The organism is Microbispora corallina (assembly GCF_016863035.1).
GTDB lineage: Bacteria > Actinomycetota > Actinomycetes > Streptosporangiales > Streptosporangiaceae > Microbispora > Microbispora corallina.
This window is the reverse complement of sequence record NZ_BOOC01000001.1, coordinates 225,288-240,896: the sequence shown is the minus strand read 5'-3', so window position 1 is coordinate 240,896 and position 15,609 is coordinate 225,288. Positions and strand designations below refer to the sequence as shown.

Genomic DNA, 15,609 nt, shown 5'->3' with positions numbered 1-15,609 from the left:
GCCGTCCCCGCTGACGCCGTGCGCGACCTCCCGGCGGCTCGCCGTGTCTGAGGCGACGCCTCCGCGGTTGCCCGTGACCTGGCGCCCGCGACGCGCCCCGATCATCGCGTACGGCCTGGCCGCCGTGATGATCGGGGGCTCCGTCCTGCTCGCGGTGGTCCTGCCGCCCATGTTCGGCGTGCCGGACCGGATCGGCATCGTGGTCTTCGGCCTCCTCGTGGCGGCCCTCCTCCACCTGCTCGGCCGGCTCCGCGTGAGCGCCGACGAGCGGGGCGTCACGGTGGTGAACCCCCTGCGGGTCCACCACTACGAGTGGCCCGAGCTGCTGGACGTCACCATGGTCGAGGGCGACCCGTGGCCGAAGCTCGACCTGGCCAACGGGCTGAGCCTCGGCGCGATGGGCATCCAGAGCACCGAGCGGGAGCGATCGCGCCGGGCCGTGTCGGAGCTCAGCGCGCTGATCCGCGAGCGCGGCGAGGCCCCCGACCGGGTGTAGGGACGAGCCCGCCGCGCCCGCCTCGGGCCGGGTGCCTCAGGCGGTGAGCCGTACGGCGGGAGAGCGGTCGAGCGCGCCCCGGCGCCGCAGCTCCGGCAGCACGCCCTCGCCGAACCAGTAGGCCTCCTCCAGGTGGGGGTAGCCGGACAGCACGAACTCCTCGATCCCGAGCGAGGCGTACTCCTCCACGAGGTCGGCCACCTCGGCGTGGCTGCCGACGAGGGCCGTTCCCGCGCCGCCGCGGACGAGCCCGACGCCCGCCCACAGGCCCGGATGGATCTCCAGGTCGCGGGCCCGGCCGCCGCGGAAGCCCTCGTGCAGCGCGAGCATCCGCTGCTGCCCGACCGACTCGCTGCGGCCGAGGATCGTCCGGGCCGACGCGATGTCCTCCGGGTCGATCCGGTCGAGCAGCCGGTCCGCCTCCGCCCACGCCTCCTGCGAGGTGTCGCGGGTGATCACATGCAGCCGGATGCCGAACCGCAGCGTGCGGCCCTCCGCCGCGGCCAGCTCCCGGATCCAGCCGAGCTTGGCGGCCACCTGCGACGGCGGCTCGCCCCACGTCAGGTAGACGTTCACGTGCCGGGCGGCGACCGGCCCGGCCGCCGGCGACGACCCTCCGAAGTACAGCTCGGGCACGGGGGAGGGCCGCTCGGCGACCATCGCGCCCTCGACCTGGTAGTGCTCGCCCGCGAAGTCGAACGGGCCGTCCCACGCGCCGCGGACCACGGTGAGGAACTCGTCGGTCCTGGCGTACCGCTCGTCCTTCGACAGGTGGTCGCCGAACCGCTTCTGCTCGGTCGCCTCGCCGCCCGTGACCACGTTGAGCAGCAGCCGCCCGCCCGAGATCCGCTGGTACGTGGCGGCCATCTGGGCGGCCAGCGTCGGCGACAGGAACCCGGGCCGGAACGCCACCAGGAACTTCAGCCGGGTCGTCACCTGCGTCAGCGCCGCGGTCACCAGCCAGGCGTCCTCGCAGAAGGTGCCCGTGGGGGTGAGCACGGCCTCGAAGCCGAGCTGCTCGGCCGACCGAGCGATCTGCCCGAGGTAGTCGATGGAGGGCGGCCGGTAGACCGAGGCCGTGGGGTGGCCGTGGCCGCGGTGGAGGCCGTGGCCGCCGCCGACGATCGCCCTGCTGTCGCCCGTGGTGGGCAGGAACCAGTGGAATCTCATTGCTGTGCCTTCGCGACGACGTCGTTGAACCGCTCATCCACGAAATCGGAGAATTTGACGCTGCCGGGGATCAGGCCCTCGGCCGAGAACGCGTCCGCCATCTGCTGCTCGGACGTCACCACCGCGTCGTCGATGACGATCGGCGCGGCGACCGCGTTGGCGACCGCGGAGTTCGCCACCTCTACCGGCAGGCCCGTCTCCTTGGCCCAGACCTTGGCCCACTCGGCCTGGTGGGACTCGGCCCAGTTGCGGGCCTTGGCGAGCCGGGTGAGGAAGTCGCGGATGGCGGCCTGCTTGGCGCCGTCCTCCAGGGCGGCGGGGGCCGCGACCTGGAAGTTGAGGCCGTTGACGTATCCGGTGCCGTCGACCAGCAGCCGGGCCTTGTTCTGGATGCGGGCCTGGGAGGTGAAGGGGTCCCAGATGGCCCAGGCGTCGACCGTGCCCGAGGAGAACGCGGCGAGCGCGTCCGCGGGCTGGAGGTACTGCGGCTGGACGTCCTTGAAGGACAGGCCCTGCTTCTGGAGCACGGCCAGCAGGTGGTAGTGGGCCGAGCTGCCCTTGGCCACCGCGACCTTCTTGCCCTTCAGCTGGGCGGGCGAGGTGATCGTCGAGTTCTGCGGCACGAGGATGGCCGCCGCCGCCAGGTTCTGCCGGTACGCGGCCACCACCTTGATCTTCGAGCCGGAGGCCGCGGCGAAGACGGGCGGGGTGTTGCCCACGCCGCCGATGTCGACGGCCCCCGCGTTCACCGCCTCCAGCAGCGGGGGCCCCGACGTGAACTGGGACCAGGTGATCGTGTACGGGGTGCCGTCGAGCAGCCCGGCGGCCTCCAGGAGCGCCTGGGACCCGGCCTTCTGGTCGCCGACGCGCAGCGTCACGCCCGAGCCGGAGGAGCCCTTGGCGCCCCCGGTGGAGGAGCCGCCGGAGGAGCCGGTGGAGGAGCACGCGGTCGCGACGGAGACGGCGAGCAGGACGGCGGCGAGGAGTTTCCTGTTCATGCTGTTCCTTCTGGGGAGACGCCGAGAGCGGCCAGCAGGGTGGTGCGCAGGGACACGAGGTCGGGGTGGTCGCGGTGGCGCGGCCGGGGCAGGGAGATCGCCGTCTCGTGGGCGATGCGGCCCTCGTCGAGCACGAGGACGCGGTCGGCCAGCAGCAGCGCCTCGTCCACGTCGTGGGTGACGAGCAGGACGGCCGGCCGGTGGGCCGACCACAGCTCCAGGACCAGCCTGTGCATGGTGATCCTGGTCAGCGCGTCGAGCGCGGAGAACGGCTCGTCGAGCAGCAGCAGGCCGGGCTCGCGGACGAGGGCCCGGGCCAGGCTGGCCCGCTGTGCCTCGCCGCCCGACAGCGTGAGCGGCCAGGCGTCCGCCCGCTCGGTGAGGCCGACCTCGGCGAGGGCGGCCTCGGCCCTGGCGCGGGCGTCGCCGCGGGCGAGGCCCAGCGCGACGTTGGCCCGCACCCGCTTCCACGGCACGAGGCGGGGCTCCTGGAAGGCCACGGCGACCGACTCGCCGACCGCGAGACCGCCCTCCACCTCGTCGTCCAGCCCGGCGAGCGCCCGCAGCAGCGTCGACTTGCCCGAGCCGCTGCGGCCGAGCAGCGCCACGAACTCGCCCCTCGCGATCTCCAGGTCGAGGTCGTCGAGGACGGTCCGGTCGCCGAAGCGCCGGGTGAGCGCCCGGACCGACGCCGCCACCTCGGGCGGGCTCACCTGGACAGGAACTCGCGCCGCCACGTCAGCGCCCTCCTTTCGAGCAGCCGGACGAGGGCGTCGGTCAGCAGGCCGAGCGCGCTGTAGACGAGCAGGCCGACGACGATCACGTCGGTGCGCAGGAACTCCCGGGCGTCGTTGATCATGTAGCCGAGCCCCGCGTCGGCGTTGATCTGCTCGGCCACGATCAGCGCGAGCCAGGCGACGCCGAGGCTCTGCCGGAGTCCCACCAGCGTCTGGGGCAGCGCGCCGGGCAGCACGATGTGCCGCACGAGCTGGGCCCTGCCCAGCTTGAGCGTCCGCGCGACCTCGGCGAGCTTGCCGTCCACGCCTCGGATGCCGGCGAACGTGTTGAGGTAGAGCGGGAACGACACCGCGAGGGCCACCAGCAGCACCTTCGGCGTCTCGCCGATGCCGAACCACAGGATGAACAGCGGGATCAGCCCGAAGAACGGCAGCGCGCGGAGCATCTGCATGATCGGGTCGACCGCGTTCTCACCGGCCCGGCTCAGGCCGGCCACCAGCGCCGTCCCGACCCCCGCGACGGCGCCGGCGGCGAAGCCGGCGAGCACGCGCTGCAGGGACACGGCGATCGCCGTCGGCAGCGTCCCGTCGCGGACGAGGTCGAGCGCGGTCGCCGCGATCGTGGACGGCGCGGCCAGGAGCCGGGTGGGCAGCAGCCCGGTCGCGCTCGCGATCTGCCACGCGACGACCAGGACCAGCGGGCTGATCCAGCGATGCCAGGATCTGCCGGGCAACCGCCGGCTCTGGGGACGGGGACCCGGCCGTGCGCCGGCCCGGACCTCCGTCTCCAGTTCGAGGACGGACATGGATCACCTCGCAGGTGGAGCGGACGTTGCCCACAGGATTGTCTATATTTCCTATCGGGTCAATAGGTATATCGCCATTAGGGTTGCCCTGAGACGTTCGGAGAGGCGGGAGGGCCGATGGCCGTGCTGATCGACCGGCCCAACTGGCCGGGCCCCCGCGGTCTGCTCTGGTCCCACCTCGTCAGCGACGGGTCGTACGAGGAGCTGCACGCCTTCGCCCGCGCCCTCGGAGTGCCCGAGCGGGCCTTCGACCGCGACCACTATGACGTGCCGGAGACGGTGTACGACCGGGCGCTGGCCCTCGGCGCGGAGGCGGTGTCCAGCGGCGAGCTGGTGCGCCGCCTGCGGGACGCCGGCCTGCGCCGCCGCAAGTCCCGCTAGGCCGCCCGCGGAGGGGCGTCAGAGGCGGGCGAGCTCCCGGGCCAGGTTGTCCCTGGCCCGCGCCTCCCACAGGTCGCGCCCCAGCGGGGTGCCGTAGAGGCGCCCGTTCGCCAGCAGGCCGCGCAGGACGGCGGCCCGCCCCGCCCGGAACAGGTCGCCGGGGACGTGGCCGTACTCCTCCCGCACGGCCCGGGCGTACGCGTCGTACTCCTCGGGGGTCCCGCCCAGGACGGCGAGGTCGGCGTCGCACAGCACGGCCGCGTCGGCGTCGCCCGGCTCGTACGCGTGCCCGGCCGTGACCCGCACCAGCCTGGCCACCTCCCGCACCCGCTCCGGCGCGAGGCCGCAGGCCGGCAGCCGCGCCAGGGAGAGCTGGGCGCTGCGCTCCTCGTCCCGTCCCGCGAGGCCCTCGTACACGGCGTCATGGAACCAGGCGGCCAGCCGTACGGCCGCGGGGTCGCGGGCGAGGCCGGCGAGCGGCTCGATCGCGGCGAGGACGGCGCGGAGGTGGGCCGTGGTGTGGTAGCGGCGGTGCGGCTCGGCCCAGCGGGCCGCGAGCTCGGCGGCGAGCGCCCTGCCCGCGGGGGAGCCCGCGAGCTCCGGCGGCGCGGGCGGGACCGGCGAGGCGGGCGAGAGCTCCACGGCCACGACCCTAGACCGCCCGCCGCGCTCGTGCGGGCCGGGGGCTGTGCGATCGTGGCAATCGCCGGGGCGGGGGCCGCCGCTGTTTGGCGGAATCGGCCAGAGCGGGGGGAATCCGTGGCGCGTAGCCTGACCCTGTGCTGCGGCGGACAACCACGGTGCCGGACATCGACTCGCCCGCGACGCTGGCGGAGCTGCTCGACCACCACGACTACCTGGCGGACGAGGGGCTGGCGACGGCGGCGTACCTCGCGGTGCGGATGGGCCGGCCGCTCTTCCTTGAGGGTGAGGCCGGGGTCGGCAAGACCGAGCTGGCCAAGACGCTGGCCGCGATCCTCGGCGCCCCGCTCATCCGGCTGCAGTGCTACGAGGGGCTCGACGCCGCCCAGGCCCTCTACGACTGGGACTTCGCCCGCCAGCTCCTGCACCTCAAGGCCGCGGAGGCGGCGGGCGCGGCCGACGCGGGCGCTCTCGAGGGCGAGATCTACGACCGCAGGTTCCTGATCGCCCGGCCGCTGCTGCGGGCCCTGGAGACGCAGCCCAGCGTCCTGCTGGTGGACGAGGTCGACCGGGCGGACGACGAGTTCGAGGCGTTCCTGCTGGAGGTGCTGTCCGACTTCACCATCACCATCCCCGAGCTGGGCACGATCAGCGCGGTCACGCCTCCCGTCGTCGTCGTGACCTCCAACCGCACCCGCGAGGTGCACGACGCGCTCAAGCGCCGCTGCCTCTACCACTGGCTGGAGCACCCCGGCTTCGACCTCGAGGTGGCGATCCTGCTGCGGCGCCTGCCCGGCTGCACCGAGCGGCTCGCGTCGGACGTGGCCCGGGCCGCGGGGCGGCTGCGGGCGGCCGACCTCGTTAAGCCGCCCGGCATCGCGGAGACCCTCGACTGGGCCGAGGCGCTGCTCACGCTCGGCGCCGCCGAGCTGAACCCGGACCTGGCCGCCGTGACGCTCGGAGCGGTGCTCAAGTATCGGGAGGACCAGGAGACCGTCCGGGCCCGCCGCCTGCTGGCGGCCCCGGCAGCTCCGGTCCGGGACTCCAGTGACGGGACCCGCGGCCGTGGCTGACAGCGCGGGAGGCCACCCCGGCACGGGCCGTTCCGCGCCCCCAGGCCCCGGGACGCCCCGGGAGGCCCTCGCGGCCACCCTGACCGGCTTCGCCCGGACGTTGCGGGCCGCCGGGGTGGGGGCCGACCACGAGCGCACGCAGAGCTTCCTGGCCGCGCTCGGCCACCTCGACGCCGCCCGGGAGCGGGACGTCTACTGGGCCGGCCGCCTCACGCTGTGCGCCGTGCCCGGCGACATCCCCCGGTACGACCGGTGCTTCGCCGCCTACTTCTCCGGCCTGCGCCCGCGCCCGGACCGCGCCGCCACCTCCGTGACCGTGACCCGTCCCACCGCCCTGCCGTACGGGGCGGAGCCTGAGGGGACGGGAGAGGCCGGCGCGCTCCCGGCCACCGCGAGCCGGATCGAGGTGCTGCGGCACCGGGACGTCGCCCGGATGAGCGAGGCAGAACGGCGCGAGGTGGGCGCCCTGCTCGCCCTGCTCGACGGGGCGCGGGAGCGGCGCCGGTCCCGGCGGTTCCGCCCGGCCGCCCGCGGCCGGCTCGACGGGCGGCGCACGGTCCGGGAGGCGGTCCGGCACGGCGGGGACCCCGCACGGCTGCTGCTGCGGGCACACCGCGACCGGCCCCGCAGAGTGGTCATGGCCGTGGACGTCAGCGGCTCGATGGCCGCCTACTCCGACACGCTGCTGCGCTTCGCGCACGCGCTCGTGCGCGCCCAGCCGGCGGCCACCGAGGTGTTCAGCGCCGGGACGCGGCTCACCCGGATCACCGCCGAGCTGCGCCACCGCGACCCCGACCGGGCGATGGCCGCCTGCTCGGCCGCCATCCCCGACTGGAGCGGCGGCACCCGGCTGGGGGAGGAGATCAAGGAGCTGCTGCGGCTGCCCGACCCCCGGGGCGCGATCGTCGTGATCGCCTCGGACGGCTGGGAGAGGGGCCCGGCGGAGCTGCTGGGCGCCCAGATGGCCCGGCTCTCCCGCACGGCCCACCGGGTGATCTGGGTGAACCCGCACAAGGGCGACCCCGAGTACCGCCCGCTGACCGCCGGGATCCGCGCGGCCCTGCCGTACGTGTCGGACTTCGTGGCCGGGCACAGCCTCGCGGCGTTCGAGGACCTGGCCGCCCTGCTGGCCGGGGCCCGCGCCCGCGGGCCGGAGGGAGGCGGCGCGGATGCGTGACGTGCTCGACCAGATCACGCGCTGGTGGGAGACGGGGGAGCGGTTCGGGCTGGCCACCGTCGTCGGCACGTTCCGCAGCGCGCCCCGCCCGCCCGGCGCGTCCATGGCCGTACGGGACGGCGAGGCCGTCGGCAGCGTGTCGGGCGGCTGCGTCGAGGGGGCGGTCTACGAACTGGCCCGCGAGGTGGCCGAGGGGGAGCCGCCGGTCCTCCAGCGGTACGGCGTGAGCGACGACGAGGCGTTCTCCGTCGGCCTGACCTGCGGCGGAATCATCGACGTGTTCGTGGAGGCGGTGTCGCGGGAGGCGTACCCGGAGCTGGGTGAGATCGCCGCCTCGATCGCGGCGCGCCGCCCGGTCGCCGTCGCGACGATCGTGGCGGGCCCGGGGCCGGTGGGGGCCCGCCGCGTCATCTGGCCCTCCCACGCGTCGGGGTCGCTCGGCTCCGCGCGGCTCGACGACGCGGTGGACGACGACGTCCGCGGCATGCTCGCGCAGGGCCTCACAGGCGTCCGCCGGTACGGCCCGGAGGGGGAGCGGCGCCTCGACGACCTGCAGGTCTTCGTCCAGTCGTTCGCGCCGGCGCCCAGGATGCTCGTCTTCGGCGCGATCGACTTCGCGGCGGCGGTCGCGCGGATCGGCAAGTTCCTCGGCTACCACGTGGTCGTCTGCGACGCCCGGCCGGTCTTCGCCACGGCCAAGCGGTTCCCCGACGCCGACGAGGTCGTGGTGAAGTGGCCGCACGACTACCTGTCCGCCACCGAGGTCGACGGGCGGACCGTGATCTGCGTGCTCACCCACGACCCCAAGTTCGACGTCCCGCTGCTGGAGGTGGCCCTGCGCACCCCGGCGGCGTACGTGGGGGCGATGGGTTCGCGCCGCACGCACGCCGACCGGCTGGCGCGGCTGCGCGAGGCCGGCCTGCCGGAGGCCGCGATCGCCCGGCTGCGCTCCCCGATCGGTCTCGACCTCGGGGCCCGCACGCCGGAGGAGACGGCGGTGTCGATCGCGGCCGAGCTGATCGGGCTCCGCTGGGGCGGCAGCGGCCTGCCGCTGACCGAGACGACGGGCCGCATCCACGGCGACCCCGCCCCGGGCGACGGCGACCCCGGGGGCGCGCTGTGACACGGCAGGCGAGCGGCGGGCGGGCGGACCCGGCGGAGCGGGCGGGCGGCGCGGCTGTAGCCGGGCTGCTGCTCGCCGCGGGGGCCGGGAGCCGTCTCGGGACGCCCAAGGCCCTCGTGGAGTTCCGCGGCGAGCGGCTGGTCGACCGCGGGGTGCGGCTGCTCGCGGACGGCGGATGCGACCCCGTGATCGTGGTGCTTGGCGCGGCCCTCGTCCCCGTCCCGGAAGCCGAGGTCGTGGCCAACCCCGATTGGGCGACCGGCATGGGCTCGTCTCTCCGGGCCGGTCTCCGCGCGCTGCCCGGCCGGGCCGGGGCCGTGGTCGTCGCCCTCGCCGACCAGCCGCTGGTCGGCCCCGCGGCCGTACGGCGGCTGATCGGGGCGTTCGCCGCGGGAGCCTCCGTGGCCGCCGCCTCCTACGGCGGCGCGCCCCGCAATCCCGTCCTGATCGCCCGGGAGCACGTCGCCGAAGTGGCCGCGCTGGCCGTCGCGGATGCGGGCGCGCGGCCGTTCCTGCGGTCCCGCCCGGATCTGGTGACCCTGGTCCCCTGCGACGACGTGGGGGACCCCGCCGACGTGGACACGGCCGAGGACCTCCTCTCGCTGGAGCAGAAGGACCCCGGCCGCCCGGCGTCCTGAATTCCGAGACCAGGCTGTCCGGCTGCCGGGACACCCACTATGATCACGGGGATTCGTCACGGCAGGCGGGAGACGGCGGTGGGAGAGCGGCAGGCCCCCGGGGGGCTGGACGTCACCCGGCCGAACGTGGCCCGGATGTACGACTACTACCTCGGCGGCAAGAACCACTTCCCGGCCGACCGCGCCGCCGCCGAGAAGGTCATCGAGCTGTCCCGGGGCCACGTCAGGGAGGCCGTGCGGGAGAACCGGGCATTCCTCGGCCGTGCCGTCCTCCACCTGGCGGGGGAGTGCGGCATCCGGCGCTTCGTCGACCTCGGAGCCGGCCTGCCGACGCAGGGCAACGTGCACGAGATCGCCCTCGCCGCCGCCCCGGACGCCCGGGTCGTCTACGTGGACAACGACCCGGTGGTGGCCGTCCACGGGCGGGCGCTGCTGGCCGGGGACCCGCGCGTGGAGTTCCTGGAGGCCGACCTGCGGCGGCCCGGCGACGTGCTGGCCGCCCTGCCCGCCGACTTCGGCCCCGGCGACGAGCCGGTCGCGCTGCTGATGCTGGCCTGCCTGCACTTCGTCTCCGACGAGGAGGACCCGGCCGGGATCGTCGCCCAGTACCGAGACGCCCTGCCCCCCGGCAGCCACATCGTGGTGTCGCACGTCACCTCCGACCCGCTGCCCGCCGTGATGGCGGCCGCCGGCGGGGTGTACGGCGCCGCCAACGCCCCCTTCGACGCCCGCCCCCGCGAGGCCATCGCCCGGTTCTTCGACGGGTTCGAGCTGGTGGAGCCCGGTCTCGTGCAGTTGCACGAGTGGCGGCCCGACCCGCACACCCCGCCGCTGCGCACGGCGTTCCTGCCGGTGCTCGGCGGCGTCGCCCGGCGGCCCTGAGGTCGACCGCCGCCCGTCCTGTCGTTAGCCTTGGGAGCCGACGAACGGAACAACATTCGGTTACCGGCGGGCACGCGGAAGGACGAAGCGGATGCGGATCGGGATGGCCCTCAACTACGCCGGGGGCTTCAAGGAGACCGTGGCCGAGCTGGCCGACTACGAGAAGGCCGGGCTCGACATCGTGTTCGTGGCCGAGGCGTACAGCTTCGACGCGGTCAGCCAGATGGGCTACATCGCGGCGCGGACCGAGCGGCTGCAGATCGCCTCGGGCATCCTGCCGATCTACTCCCGCACCCCGGCTCTGCTGGCCATGACCGCGGCGGGCCTCGACTACGTCTCCGACGGGCGCTTCACGCTCGGCCTCGGCGCCTCAGGGCCGCAGGTGATCGAGGGCTTCCACGGTGTGCCGTACACCGCGCCGCTGGGCCGCACCCGCGAGGTGATCGAGATCTGCCGCAAGGTCTGGAGGCGGGAGCGGCTCGAGTACGCCGGGAAGCACTACACGCTGCCCCTGGAGGGCGGCACCGGCCTGGGCAAGCCGCTCAAGCTGATCAACCACCCGGTGCGGGAGCGCATCCCGATCGTCGTCGCGGCCATCGGGCCCAAGAACGTCGAGCTGACGGCCGAGCTGGCCGAGGGCTGGGAGCCGATCTTCTTCATGCCGGAGAAGGCCGCCGAGGTGTGGGGTCCGTCGCTGGCCGCCGGGAAGGCCCGCAGGGACCCGGAGCTCGGCGAGCTGGACGTGATCGCGCAGGCCGTGCTGGCCATCGGCGACGACGTGGACGACGTCCTGGAGCTCGGACGCCCGATGGCCGCCCTCTACATCGGCGGCATGGGCGCCCGCGGCAGGAACTTCTACAACGACCTGGCCCGCCGGTACGGCTTCGAGAAGGAGGCCGCGCTCATCCAGGACCTCTATCTCGACGGCAAGAAGGAGGAGGCGGCCGCCCAGGTGCCGCGCGAGCTGCTGGAGAAGATGTCCCTGGTCGGCCCCGAGGGCCACATCAGGGAGCGGGTCGCCGCCCTGCGGGAGGCCGGCGTCACCACGCTCAACGTCGCCCCCTTCGCCCGTACGCACGAGGAGCGGGTGCGGCTCGTCGAGCGGATCCGCGACATCGCCGCCTGATCCCCGTCCCCCTGGCCGCGCCGGGACCCGGCGCGGTCAGGGGCGGGACATCGGCGTCAGGGCGTACGGCGCGACCGCCGTGACGTCGCCGGTGGGACGGAGGTCCGCCGGGGCCGCGTGGCGAGGACCGGCGGACGTGCCCGCCTCAGTCCTTGACGGGTGTGCAGGGCTTCACAGGGGTGCCGGCCTCGGCCAGCCATGCGCCGAGTGTCCAAAGCACCTTCGGGTTCTGGTCGTCGCGGATCTCCAGCACGAGTGTCTCGTCCGGCCGGATGTACTCCGGGTGGATCCCGATCCGGTGGCCTGCCGGGATCGCCTTGATGACCTGGAGCGACCGCCAGTGCTCGGCGCCCCACTTCAGTTCCGCCTCCGTGTGCGGCCGCGTCCCGTACGAGGGATCCACGCCGGCGAACCGCGGTCCCGCGCATCGCGTGTGCGGCGCGAGGAACGACACGTCGGCCTTGATGCCGACCGACCTCAGCTCGGCCTCCAGCCCCGCGGGGTCGCGCAGTTCGTTGACGGTTACGGTGATCGTCCCGTCCGGGTTCTTGGTCACCGCGTACGCGGGCGTGCCGAGGCCGTTGATCAGCGGTATGACGACGGCCGCTGCCGCAGCGGCGGCGACCAGCAGCCGGGGAACGGTGATCAGCCGCCGCCGTCCGCCCATCTCCTCGATCAGGCGGCGTCTCGCTCTCGCGAGATCGTCCGGAGTGGCCGGCGGGACGGTCTCCCACATGGCTTTCAGTGCGTCCACTGTCAGTCTCCTTCTTCCAGCGCGTGACGGATCTGGATGCGGGCTCGGTTGAGTCGCGAGGCGACGGTGCCCGGCGGGATCGCGAGCGCGGCGGCGACCTCCTGGTAGCTCAGTTCGGCCCAGGCGACGAGGAGCAGCACGTCGCGATCGGCCGGTTTGAGCGCCAGCAGGGCCCGCGCCAGCGGCCGGTTGACGGCCAGGGTGTCGAGCCGGTCCTCCACTTGCGCGCCTGGTATCTCCGCCGGGTGCACGCCGCTGCGGATGTACGCGCGGTAGAGGGCCGTCTCGGCGCGCCGCCGTTTGCCGATCAGGTTGGAGGCGATGCCGTACAGCCATGGACGGGCGTCGGGGCGGCCCCTGTCGTAATCGCCCCGGCGCTGGAAGGCGGCCAGGAACGTGTCGGCCACCACGTCCTCGGCCTCACTCGGTCCGAGACGCCTGGCCGCGTAGCGGTGCAGGAGCGGGGCGTGCCGGTCGAACAGGGCGGCGAAGACCTCCGGATCGTCCAGGGACCGTCCGATGAGGGTCGCGTCATCGGCATCGACTTGTGACGTCATGCATGTCGGCCTTTCTCGGCGAGCGCGGTCACCCGTACTTACCGCGCCGGGCCGAAACGCTTCATTCGCCGGGCACGACGTCAGAAACCGCGGCAACCGCCCGGAAAGGTCGAGCGGAGGACAAGGCGACCTCCCGGCTCCGGGCCGCCGGCGGGTCAGGCCGGGCGTAGAGTCCCGTTCGTGATTCACGCCTCACGCCGCGCGCGGGTGGCCGCGGCGCTGCCCGGACACGAGGTCGCCGCCGTCCTCGTCACCGCCGCCGTCAACGTGCGCTACCTGACCGGTCTCGACAGCAGCAACGCGGCCCTGCTCCTCACCGCGGGGAGCGAGGCCCTGCTGGCCACCGACTCCCGGTACGCCGAGACGGCCCGGGAGCGCTGCGCCGGCGTGGAGGTGATCGAGGACCGCGACGTGGCGGGCGCGCTGCTGTCGCGGGCGGGAGACGCCGGGCCGGTCGCCGTCGAGGCCGGGCGCATGCCGGTGGGGACGTTCCGCGACCTCGCCGGCGCGCACCCGCTCGCGCCCGTCGAGGGGATCGTGGAGACCGTGCGCGCGGTCAAGGACGAGGGCGAGCTCGCCTCGCTGCGCCGGGCCTGCACGATCACCGACGAGGCGTTCGCCCGCGTCGTCGAGGCGATCGCGCCCGGGACGACCGAGCGCGAGATCGCCCGCCGGCTCGCGATCGCCATGATCGAGCTCGGCGCGGACAAGCCGGCGTTCGACGCGATCGTGGCCTCCGGCCCGAACGGGTCGATCCCGCACCACAGCCCCTCCGACCGGGCGGTGGAGCGCGGCGACCTGGTCACGATGGACTTCGGCGCGCTCTACGAGGGCTACCACGCCGACATGACCCGCACCGTGGCCGTCGGCCGGCCCGCCGCCTGGCAGCGGGACCTCTACGACCTCGTGCGGCTTGCCCAGCGGGCCGGCCGCCACGCCGTACGGGTGGGGGCGACGGCGGACGAGGTGGACGCCGCGGCCCGCGAACTGATCGCCGAGGCGGGGCACGCCGGGCACTTCGGCCACGGGCTCGGCCACGGAGTGGGCCTGGAGATCCACGAGCAGCCGTTCCTGGGCCCTGGCAGGACCGGTAGACTAGAGGATCGAGTTCCGATCACCGTCGAGCCGGGGGTTTACCTTCCGGGCAGGGGCGGTGTGCGCATCGAGGACACGCTGGTGACGCGTGACGACGGGCCGGAGCTTCTCACACTGACGACGAAGGAGCTGCTCGTCCTGTAGGGCAGCCGACGCGGGAGACGCACGTGGCGACGACGAACGACCTGAAGAACGGACTGGTGCTCAAGCTCGACGGCGGTGAGCTGTGGACCGTCGTTGAGTTCCAGCACGTCAAGCCCGGCAAGGGCGGCGCGTTCGTCCGCACCAAGCTGAAGAACATCCTGTCCGGCAAGGTCGTGGACAAGACGTTCAACGCCGGCGTGAAGGTCGACGTGGCCAACGTCGACAAGCGCGAGATGCAGTACTCCTACCTCGACGGCGACGACTTCGTGTTCATGGACACCGAGACCTACGACATGGTCAACGTGGAGCGGTCGGTGGTCGGCGACGCCGCCAACTACATGCTGGAGAACACGCTGGCGACCATCGCCTTCAACGAGGGCAACCCCCTCTACGTCGACCTGCCGGCGGCCGCGGAGCTGACGATCGCGCACACCGAGCCGGGCCTGCAGGGCGACCGCTCGACCGGCGGCACCAAGCCCGCCACCCTGGAGACCGGCGCCGAGATCAAGGTGCCGCTCTTCATCACCACCGGAGAGAAGGTCAAGGTCGACACTCGCACCGGCGAGTACCTCGGTCGGGCCTGACGTGTCGGCTCGGGGCAAGGCCCGCCGCCGCGCGCTGGACATCCTCTTCGAGGCCGAGGCCAGAAGGCTGAGCCCGCTCGACGTGCTCGCCGAGCGGGTGGAGCGTGCGGACCCGCCCGTCAACGAGTACACCTCCTTCCTGGTCGAGGGCGTGGTGCAGCACCTGGACCGGATCGACGAGCTGATCTCGACCTACTCCGAGGGCTGGACGCTGGAGCGCATGCCGGCCGTCGACCGCAACGTCCTGCGGGGCGGCACCTACGAGATGCTCTGGTCGGACGAGGTCCCGGAGGGCGTGGTCATCAGCGAGTGGGTCCACCTCGCCGCCGAGCTGTCGACCGAGGAGTCGCCGCAGTTCGTCAACGGCCTGCTGGCCCGGTTCAAGCAGCTCAAGCCGTCGCTGTCGCTCTAGGAGGGGGCCTCGGGCGCCCCGAGCCGGCCGCGCCGGAAGGCGTGGCGAAGCAAGCACCGCCCGCGGGGGGCGGGACAAGGGAGGCCGAAGTGCGTGACGCCACGCGGCAGGCGGTCGTCTGGGAGGCGCTGCGCGCGGTCCTCTCCGAGCGGGCCGCGGCCACCGGGCGCGAGTCGCTCGACATCGTCGACGCCGGAGGCGGCACCGGAGGCTTCGCCGTGCCGCTGGCGAAGCTGGGCCACGTGGTGACGGTCGTCGATCCCACCCCCGACTCCCTCGCCGCGCTGGAGCGGCGGGCCGCGGAGACCGGGGTCGGCGTCAAGGGCCTGCAGGGCGACGCGGCCGACCTCGGCGACCTGATCGCGCCGGGCAGCGCCGACCTCGTTCTGTGCCACAGTGTGCTGGAGTACGTGGAGGACCCGGCGGGGGCGCTCGGCGCGGTCGCCGGGGTGCTGCGCCCGGGCGGCGTGGTCAGCGTGCTCGCCGCCAACTCGGTCGCCGCGGCCGTCCACCGCTCGCTCGCCGGGCACTTCGACGAGGCGCGGCGGGTGCTGTCCGACCCGGACGGGCGCTGGGGCGACCGCGATCCCACCCCGCGCCGGTTCTCCCGCGACGCCCTGACCGCCCTGCTGGGCCGGGCGGGGTTCACGGTCGGCGACGTGCACGGCGTGCGGATCTTCGCCGACCTCGTGCCGGGCATGCTGGCCGAGGGCGACCCGGACGGGCTGATCGCGCTGGAGAAGGAGGCCGCCGCCCATCCCGTCCTGCGGGACATCGCGACGCTCCTCCACGTGCTCGCCCACCGCTGACCCGA

Annotated in this window: 19 protein-coding genes; 12 read left to right on the top strand and 7 right to left on the bottom strand. The window is 74.2% G+C overall.

Translation table 11 applies throughout. The features are described from left to right. The first annotated feature begins 73 nt into the window (after positions 1 to 73). Positions 74 to 496, top strand: coding sequence for a PH domain-containing protein (locus Mco01_RS01100; RefSeq protein ID WP_239103246.1), 423 nt, complete (start codon positions 74 to 76; stop codon positions 494 to 496). Between the two features lie 36 nt (positions 497 to 532). Here Mco01_RS01100 and Mco01_RS01095 read toward each other — a convergent pair whose 3' ends face one another. Genes Mco01_RS01095 through Mco01_RS01080 form a run of 4 tightly spaced genes read right to left on the bottom strand, consistent with a single transcriptional unit; the run spans position 533 to position 4,207 of the window. Next, positions 533 to 1,666, bottom strand: a complete 1,134-nt coding sequence (locus Mco01_RS01095) for an LLM class flavin-dependent oxidoreductase (RefSeq protein WP_204055014.1) — start codon at positions 1,664 to 1,666, stop codon at positions 533 to 535. After that, positions 1,663 to 2,664, bottom strand: coding sequence for an ABC transporter substrate-binding protein (locus tag Mco01_RS01090; protein ID WP_204055013.1), 1,002 nt, complete (start codon positions 2,662 to 2,664; stop codon positions 1,663 to 1,665). Before Mco01_RS01090 ends, Mco01_RS01095 begins: the two co-directional genes overlap by 4 nt. After that, positions 2,661 to 3,401, bottom strand: a complete 741-nt coding sequence (locus Mco01_RS01085) for an ABC transporter ATP-binding protein (RefSeq protein ID WP_239103245.1) — start codon at positions 3,399 to 3,401, stop codon at positions 2,661 to 2,663. Before Mco01_RS01085 ends, Mco01_RS01090 begins: the two co-directional genes overlap by 4 nt. Further along, the gene (locus Mco01_RS01080; protein ID WP_204055012.1) at positions 3,374 to 4,207 is read right to left on the bottom strand and encodes an ABC transporter permease; all 834 of its coding nucleotides are present in this window, start codon (positions 4,205 to 4,207) and stop codon (positions 3,374 to 3,376) included. Before Mco01_RS01080 ends, Mco01_RS01085 begins: the two co-directional genes overlap by 28 nt. A 117-nt stretch (positions 4,208 to 4,324) precedes the next feature. Between Mco01_RS01080 and Mco01_RS01075 the strand changes: the two genes are divergently transcribed. Next, on the top strand, positions 4,325 to 4,588 hold the full coding sequence (locus tag Mco01_RS01075; RefSeq protein WP_204055011.1) for a DUF4031 domain-containing protein: 264 nt from the start codon (positions 4,325 to 4,327) through the stop codon (positions 4,586 to 4,588). Positions 4,589 to 4,606: 18 nt separating this feature from the next. On the opposite strand, the gene Mco01_RS01070 is transcribed toward Mco01_RS01075, so the two are convergent. Further along, positions 4,607 to 5,230: an HD domain-containing protein gene (locus tag Mco01_RS01070; protein WP_204055010.1), complete on the bottom strand. Its 624-nt coding sequence runs from the start codon at positions 5,228 to 5,230 to the stop codon at positions 4,607 to 4,609. A 137-nt stretch (positions 5,231 to 5,367) separates the two neighbouring features. Here Mco01_RS01070 and Mco01_RS01065 point away from each other — a divergent pair, with 137 nt between their 5' ends. The 6 genes from Mco01_RS01065 (at position 5,368) to Mco01_RS01040 (ending at position 11,249) form a co-directional block, all read left to right on the top strand. Then, the gene (locus Mco01_RS01065; protein ID WP_239103244.1) at positions 5,368 to 6,303 is read left to right on the top strand and encodes an AAA family ATPase; all 936 of its coding nucleotides are present in this window, start codon (positions 5,368 to 5,370) and stop codon (positions 6,301 to 6,303) included. Next, positions 6,296 to 7,480 carry a vWA domain-containing protein gene (locus Mco01_RS01060; protein ID WP_204055009.1) on the top strand — a complete coding sequence of 395 codons (1,185 nt, stop codon included), beginning with the start codon at positions 6,296 to 6,298 and terminating at the stop codon, positions 7,478 to 7,480. Before Mco01_RS01065 ends, Mco01_RS01060 begins: the two co-directional genes overlap by 8 nt. Continuing rightward, on the top strand, positions 7,473 to 8,603 hold the full coding sequence (locus tag Mco01_RS01055) for an XdhC family protein (protein WP_204055008.1): 1,131 nt from the start codon (positions 7,473 to 7,475) through the stop codon (positions 8,601 to 8,603). Before Mco01_RS01060 ends, Mco01_RS01055 begins: the two co-directional genes overlap by 8 nt. Further along, complete coding sequence (locus Mco01_RS01050) at positions 8,600 to 9,241, top strand: nucleotidyltransferase family protein (RefSeq protein ID WP_204055007.1); 642 nt, start codon at positions 8,600 to 8,602, stop codon at positions 9,239 to 9,241. Before Mco01_RS01055 ends, Mco01_RS01050 begins: the two co-directional genes overlap by 4 nt. A gap of 78 nt (positions 9,242 to 9,319) precedes the next feature. Further along, positions 9,320 to 10,123: an SAM-dependent methyltransferase gene (locus tag Mco01_RS01045; protein ID WP_239103243.1), complete on the top strand. Its 804-nt coding sequence runs from the start codon at positions 9,320 to 9,322 to the stop codon at positions 10,121 to 10,123. Positions 10,124 to 10,214: 91 nt separating this feature from the next. Continuing rightward, complete coding sequence (locus Mco01_RS01040; protein WP_204055005.1) at positions 10,215 to 11,249, top strand: LLM class F420-dependent oxidoreductase; 1,035 nt, start codon at positions 10,215 to 10,217, stop codon at positions 11,247 to 11,249. Positions 11,250 to 11,394: 145 nt separating this feature from the next. Here Mco01_RS01040 and Mco01_RS01035 read toward each other — a convergent pair whose 3' ends face one another. Both Mco01_RS01035 and Mco01_RS01030 read right to left on the bottom strand, forming a co-directional pair. Continuing rightward, positions 11,395 to 12,003, bottom strand: coding sequence for a hypothetical protein (locus Mco01_RS01035; RefSeq protein ID WP_204055004.1), 609 nt, complete (start codon positions 12,001 to 12,003; stop codon positions 11,395 to 11,397). Between the two features lie 2 nt (positions 12,004 to 12,005). Continuing rightward, a complete protein-coding gene (locus Mco01_RS01030) occupies positions 12,006 to 12,560 on the bottom strand; it encodes an RNA polymerase sigma factor (protein ID WP_036321452.1) in 555 nt (184 codons plus the stop codon). A gap of 180 nt (positions 12,561 to 12,740) precedes the next feature. Here Mco01_RS01030 and Mco01_RS01025 point away from each other — a divergent pair, with 180 nt between their 5' ends. The 4 genes from Mco01_RS01025 (at position 12,741) to Mco01_RS01010 (ending at position 15,604) form a co-directional block, all read left to right on the top strand. Continuing rightward, positions 12,741 to 13,799 carry an aminopeptidase P family protein gene (locus Mco01_RS01025; RefSeq protein ID WP_204055003.1) on the top strand — a complete coding sequence of 353 codons (1,059 nt, stop codon included), beginning with the start codon at positions 12,741 to 12,743 and terminating at the stop codon, positions 13,797 to 13,799. 23 nt (positions 13,800 to 13,822) lie between these two features. After that, positions 13,823 to 14,383, top strand: coding sequence for an elongation factor P (gene efp / locus Mco01_RS01020; RefSeq protein WP_204055002.1), 561 nt, complete (start codon positions 13,823 to 13,825; stop codon positions 14,381 to 14,383). A gap of 1 nt (position 14,384) precedes the next feature. Then, positions 14,385 to 14,795, top strand: a complete 411-nt coding sequence (gene nusB, locus Mco01_RS01015; RefSeq protein ID WP_036321445.1) for a transcription antitermination factor NusB — start codon at positions 14,385 to 14,387, stop codon at positions 14,793 to 14,795. Between the two features lie 89 nt (positions 14,796 to 14,884). Further along, on the top strand, positions 14,885 to 15,604 hold the full coding sequence (locus Mco01_RS01010; protein WP_239103242.1) for a methyltransferase domain-containing protein: 720 nt from the start codon (positions 14,885 to 14,887) through the stop codon (positions 15,602 to 15,604). Positions 15,605 to 15,609 lie beyond the last annotated feature (5 nt).

Coding starts and splice junctions, on each gene's coding strand:
- Mco01_RS01095 (WP_204055014.1), bottom strand. CDS start 1,666: ATGAGATTCCACTGGTTCCTGCCCACCACGGGCGACAGCAGGGCGATC.
- Mco01_RS01090 (WP_204055013.1), bottom strand. CDS start 2,664: ATGAACAGGAAACTCCTCGCCGCCGTCCTGCTCGCCGTCTCCGTCGCG.
- Mco01_RS01080 (WP_204055012.1), bottom strand. CDS start 4,207: ATGTCCGTCCTCGAACTGGAGACGGAGGTCCGGGCCGGCGCACGGCCG.
- Mco01_RS01075 (WP_204055011.1), top strand. CDS start 4,325: ATGGCCGTGCTGATCGACCGGCCCAACTGGCCGGGCCCCCGCGGTCTG.
- Mco01_RS01055 (WP_204055008.1), top strand. CDS start 7,473: ATGCGTGACGTGCTCGACCAGATCACGCGCTGGTGGGAGACGGGGGAG.
- Mco01_RS01040 (WP_204055005.1), top strand. CDS start 10,215: ATGCGGATCGGGATGGCCCTCAACTACGCCGGGGGCTTCAAGGAGACC.
- Mco01_RS01030 (WP_036321452.1), bottom strand. CDS start 12,560: ATGACGTCACAAGTCGATGCCGATGACGCGACCCTCATCGGACGGTCC.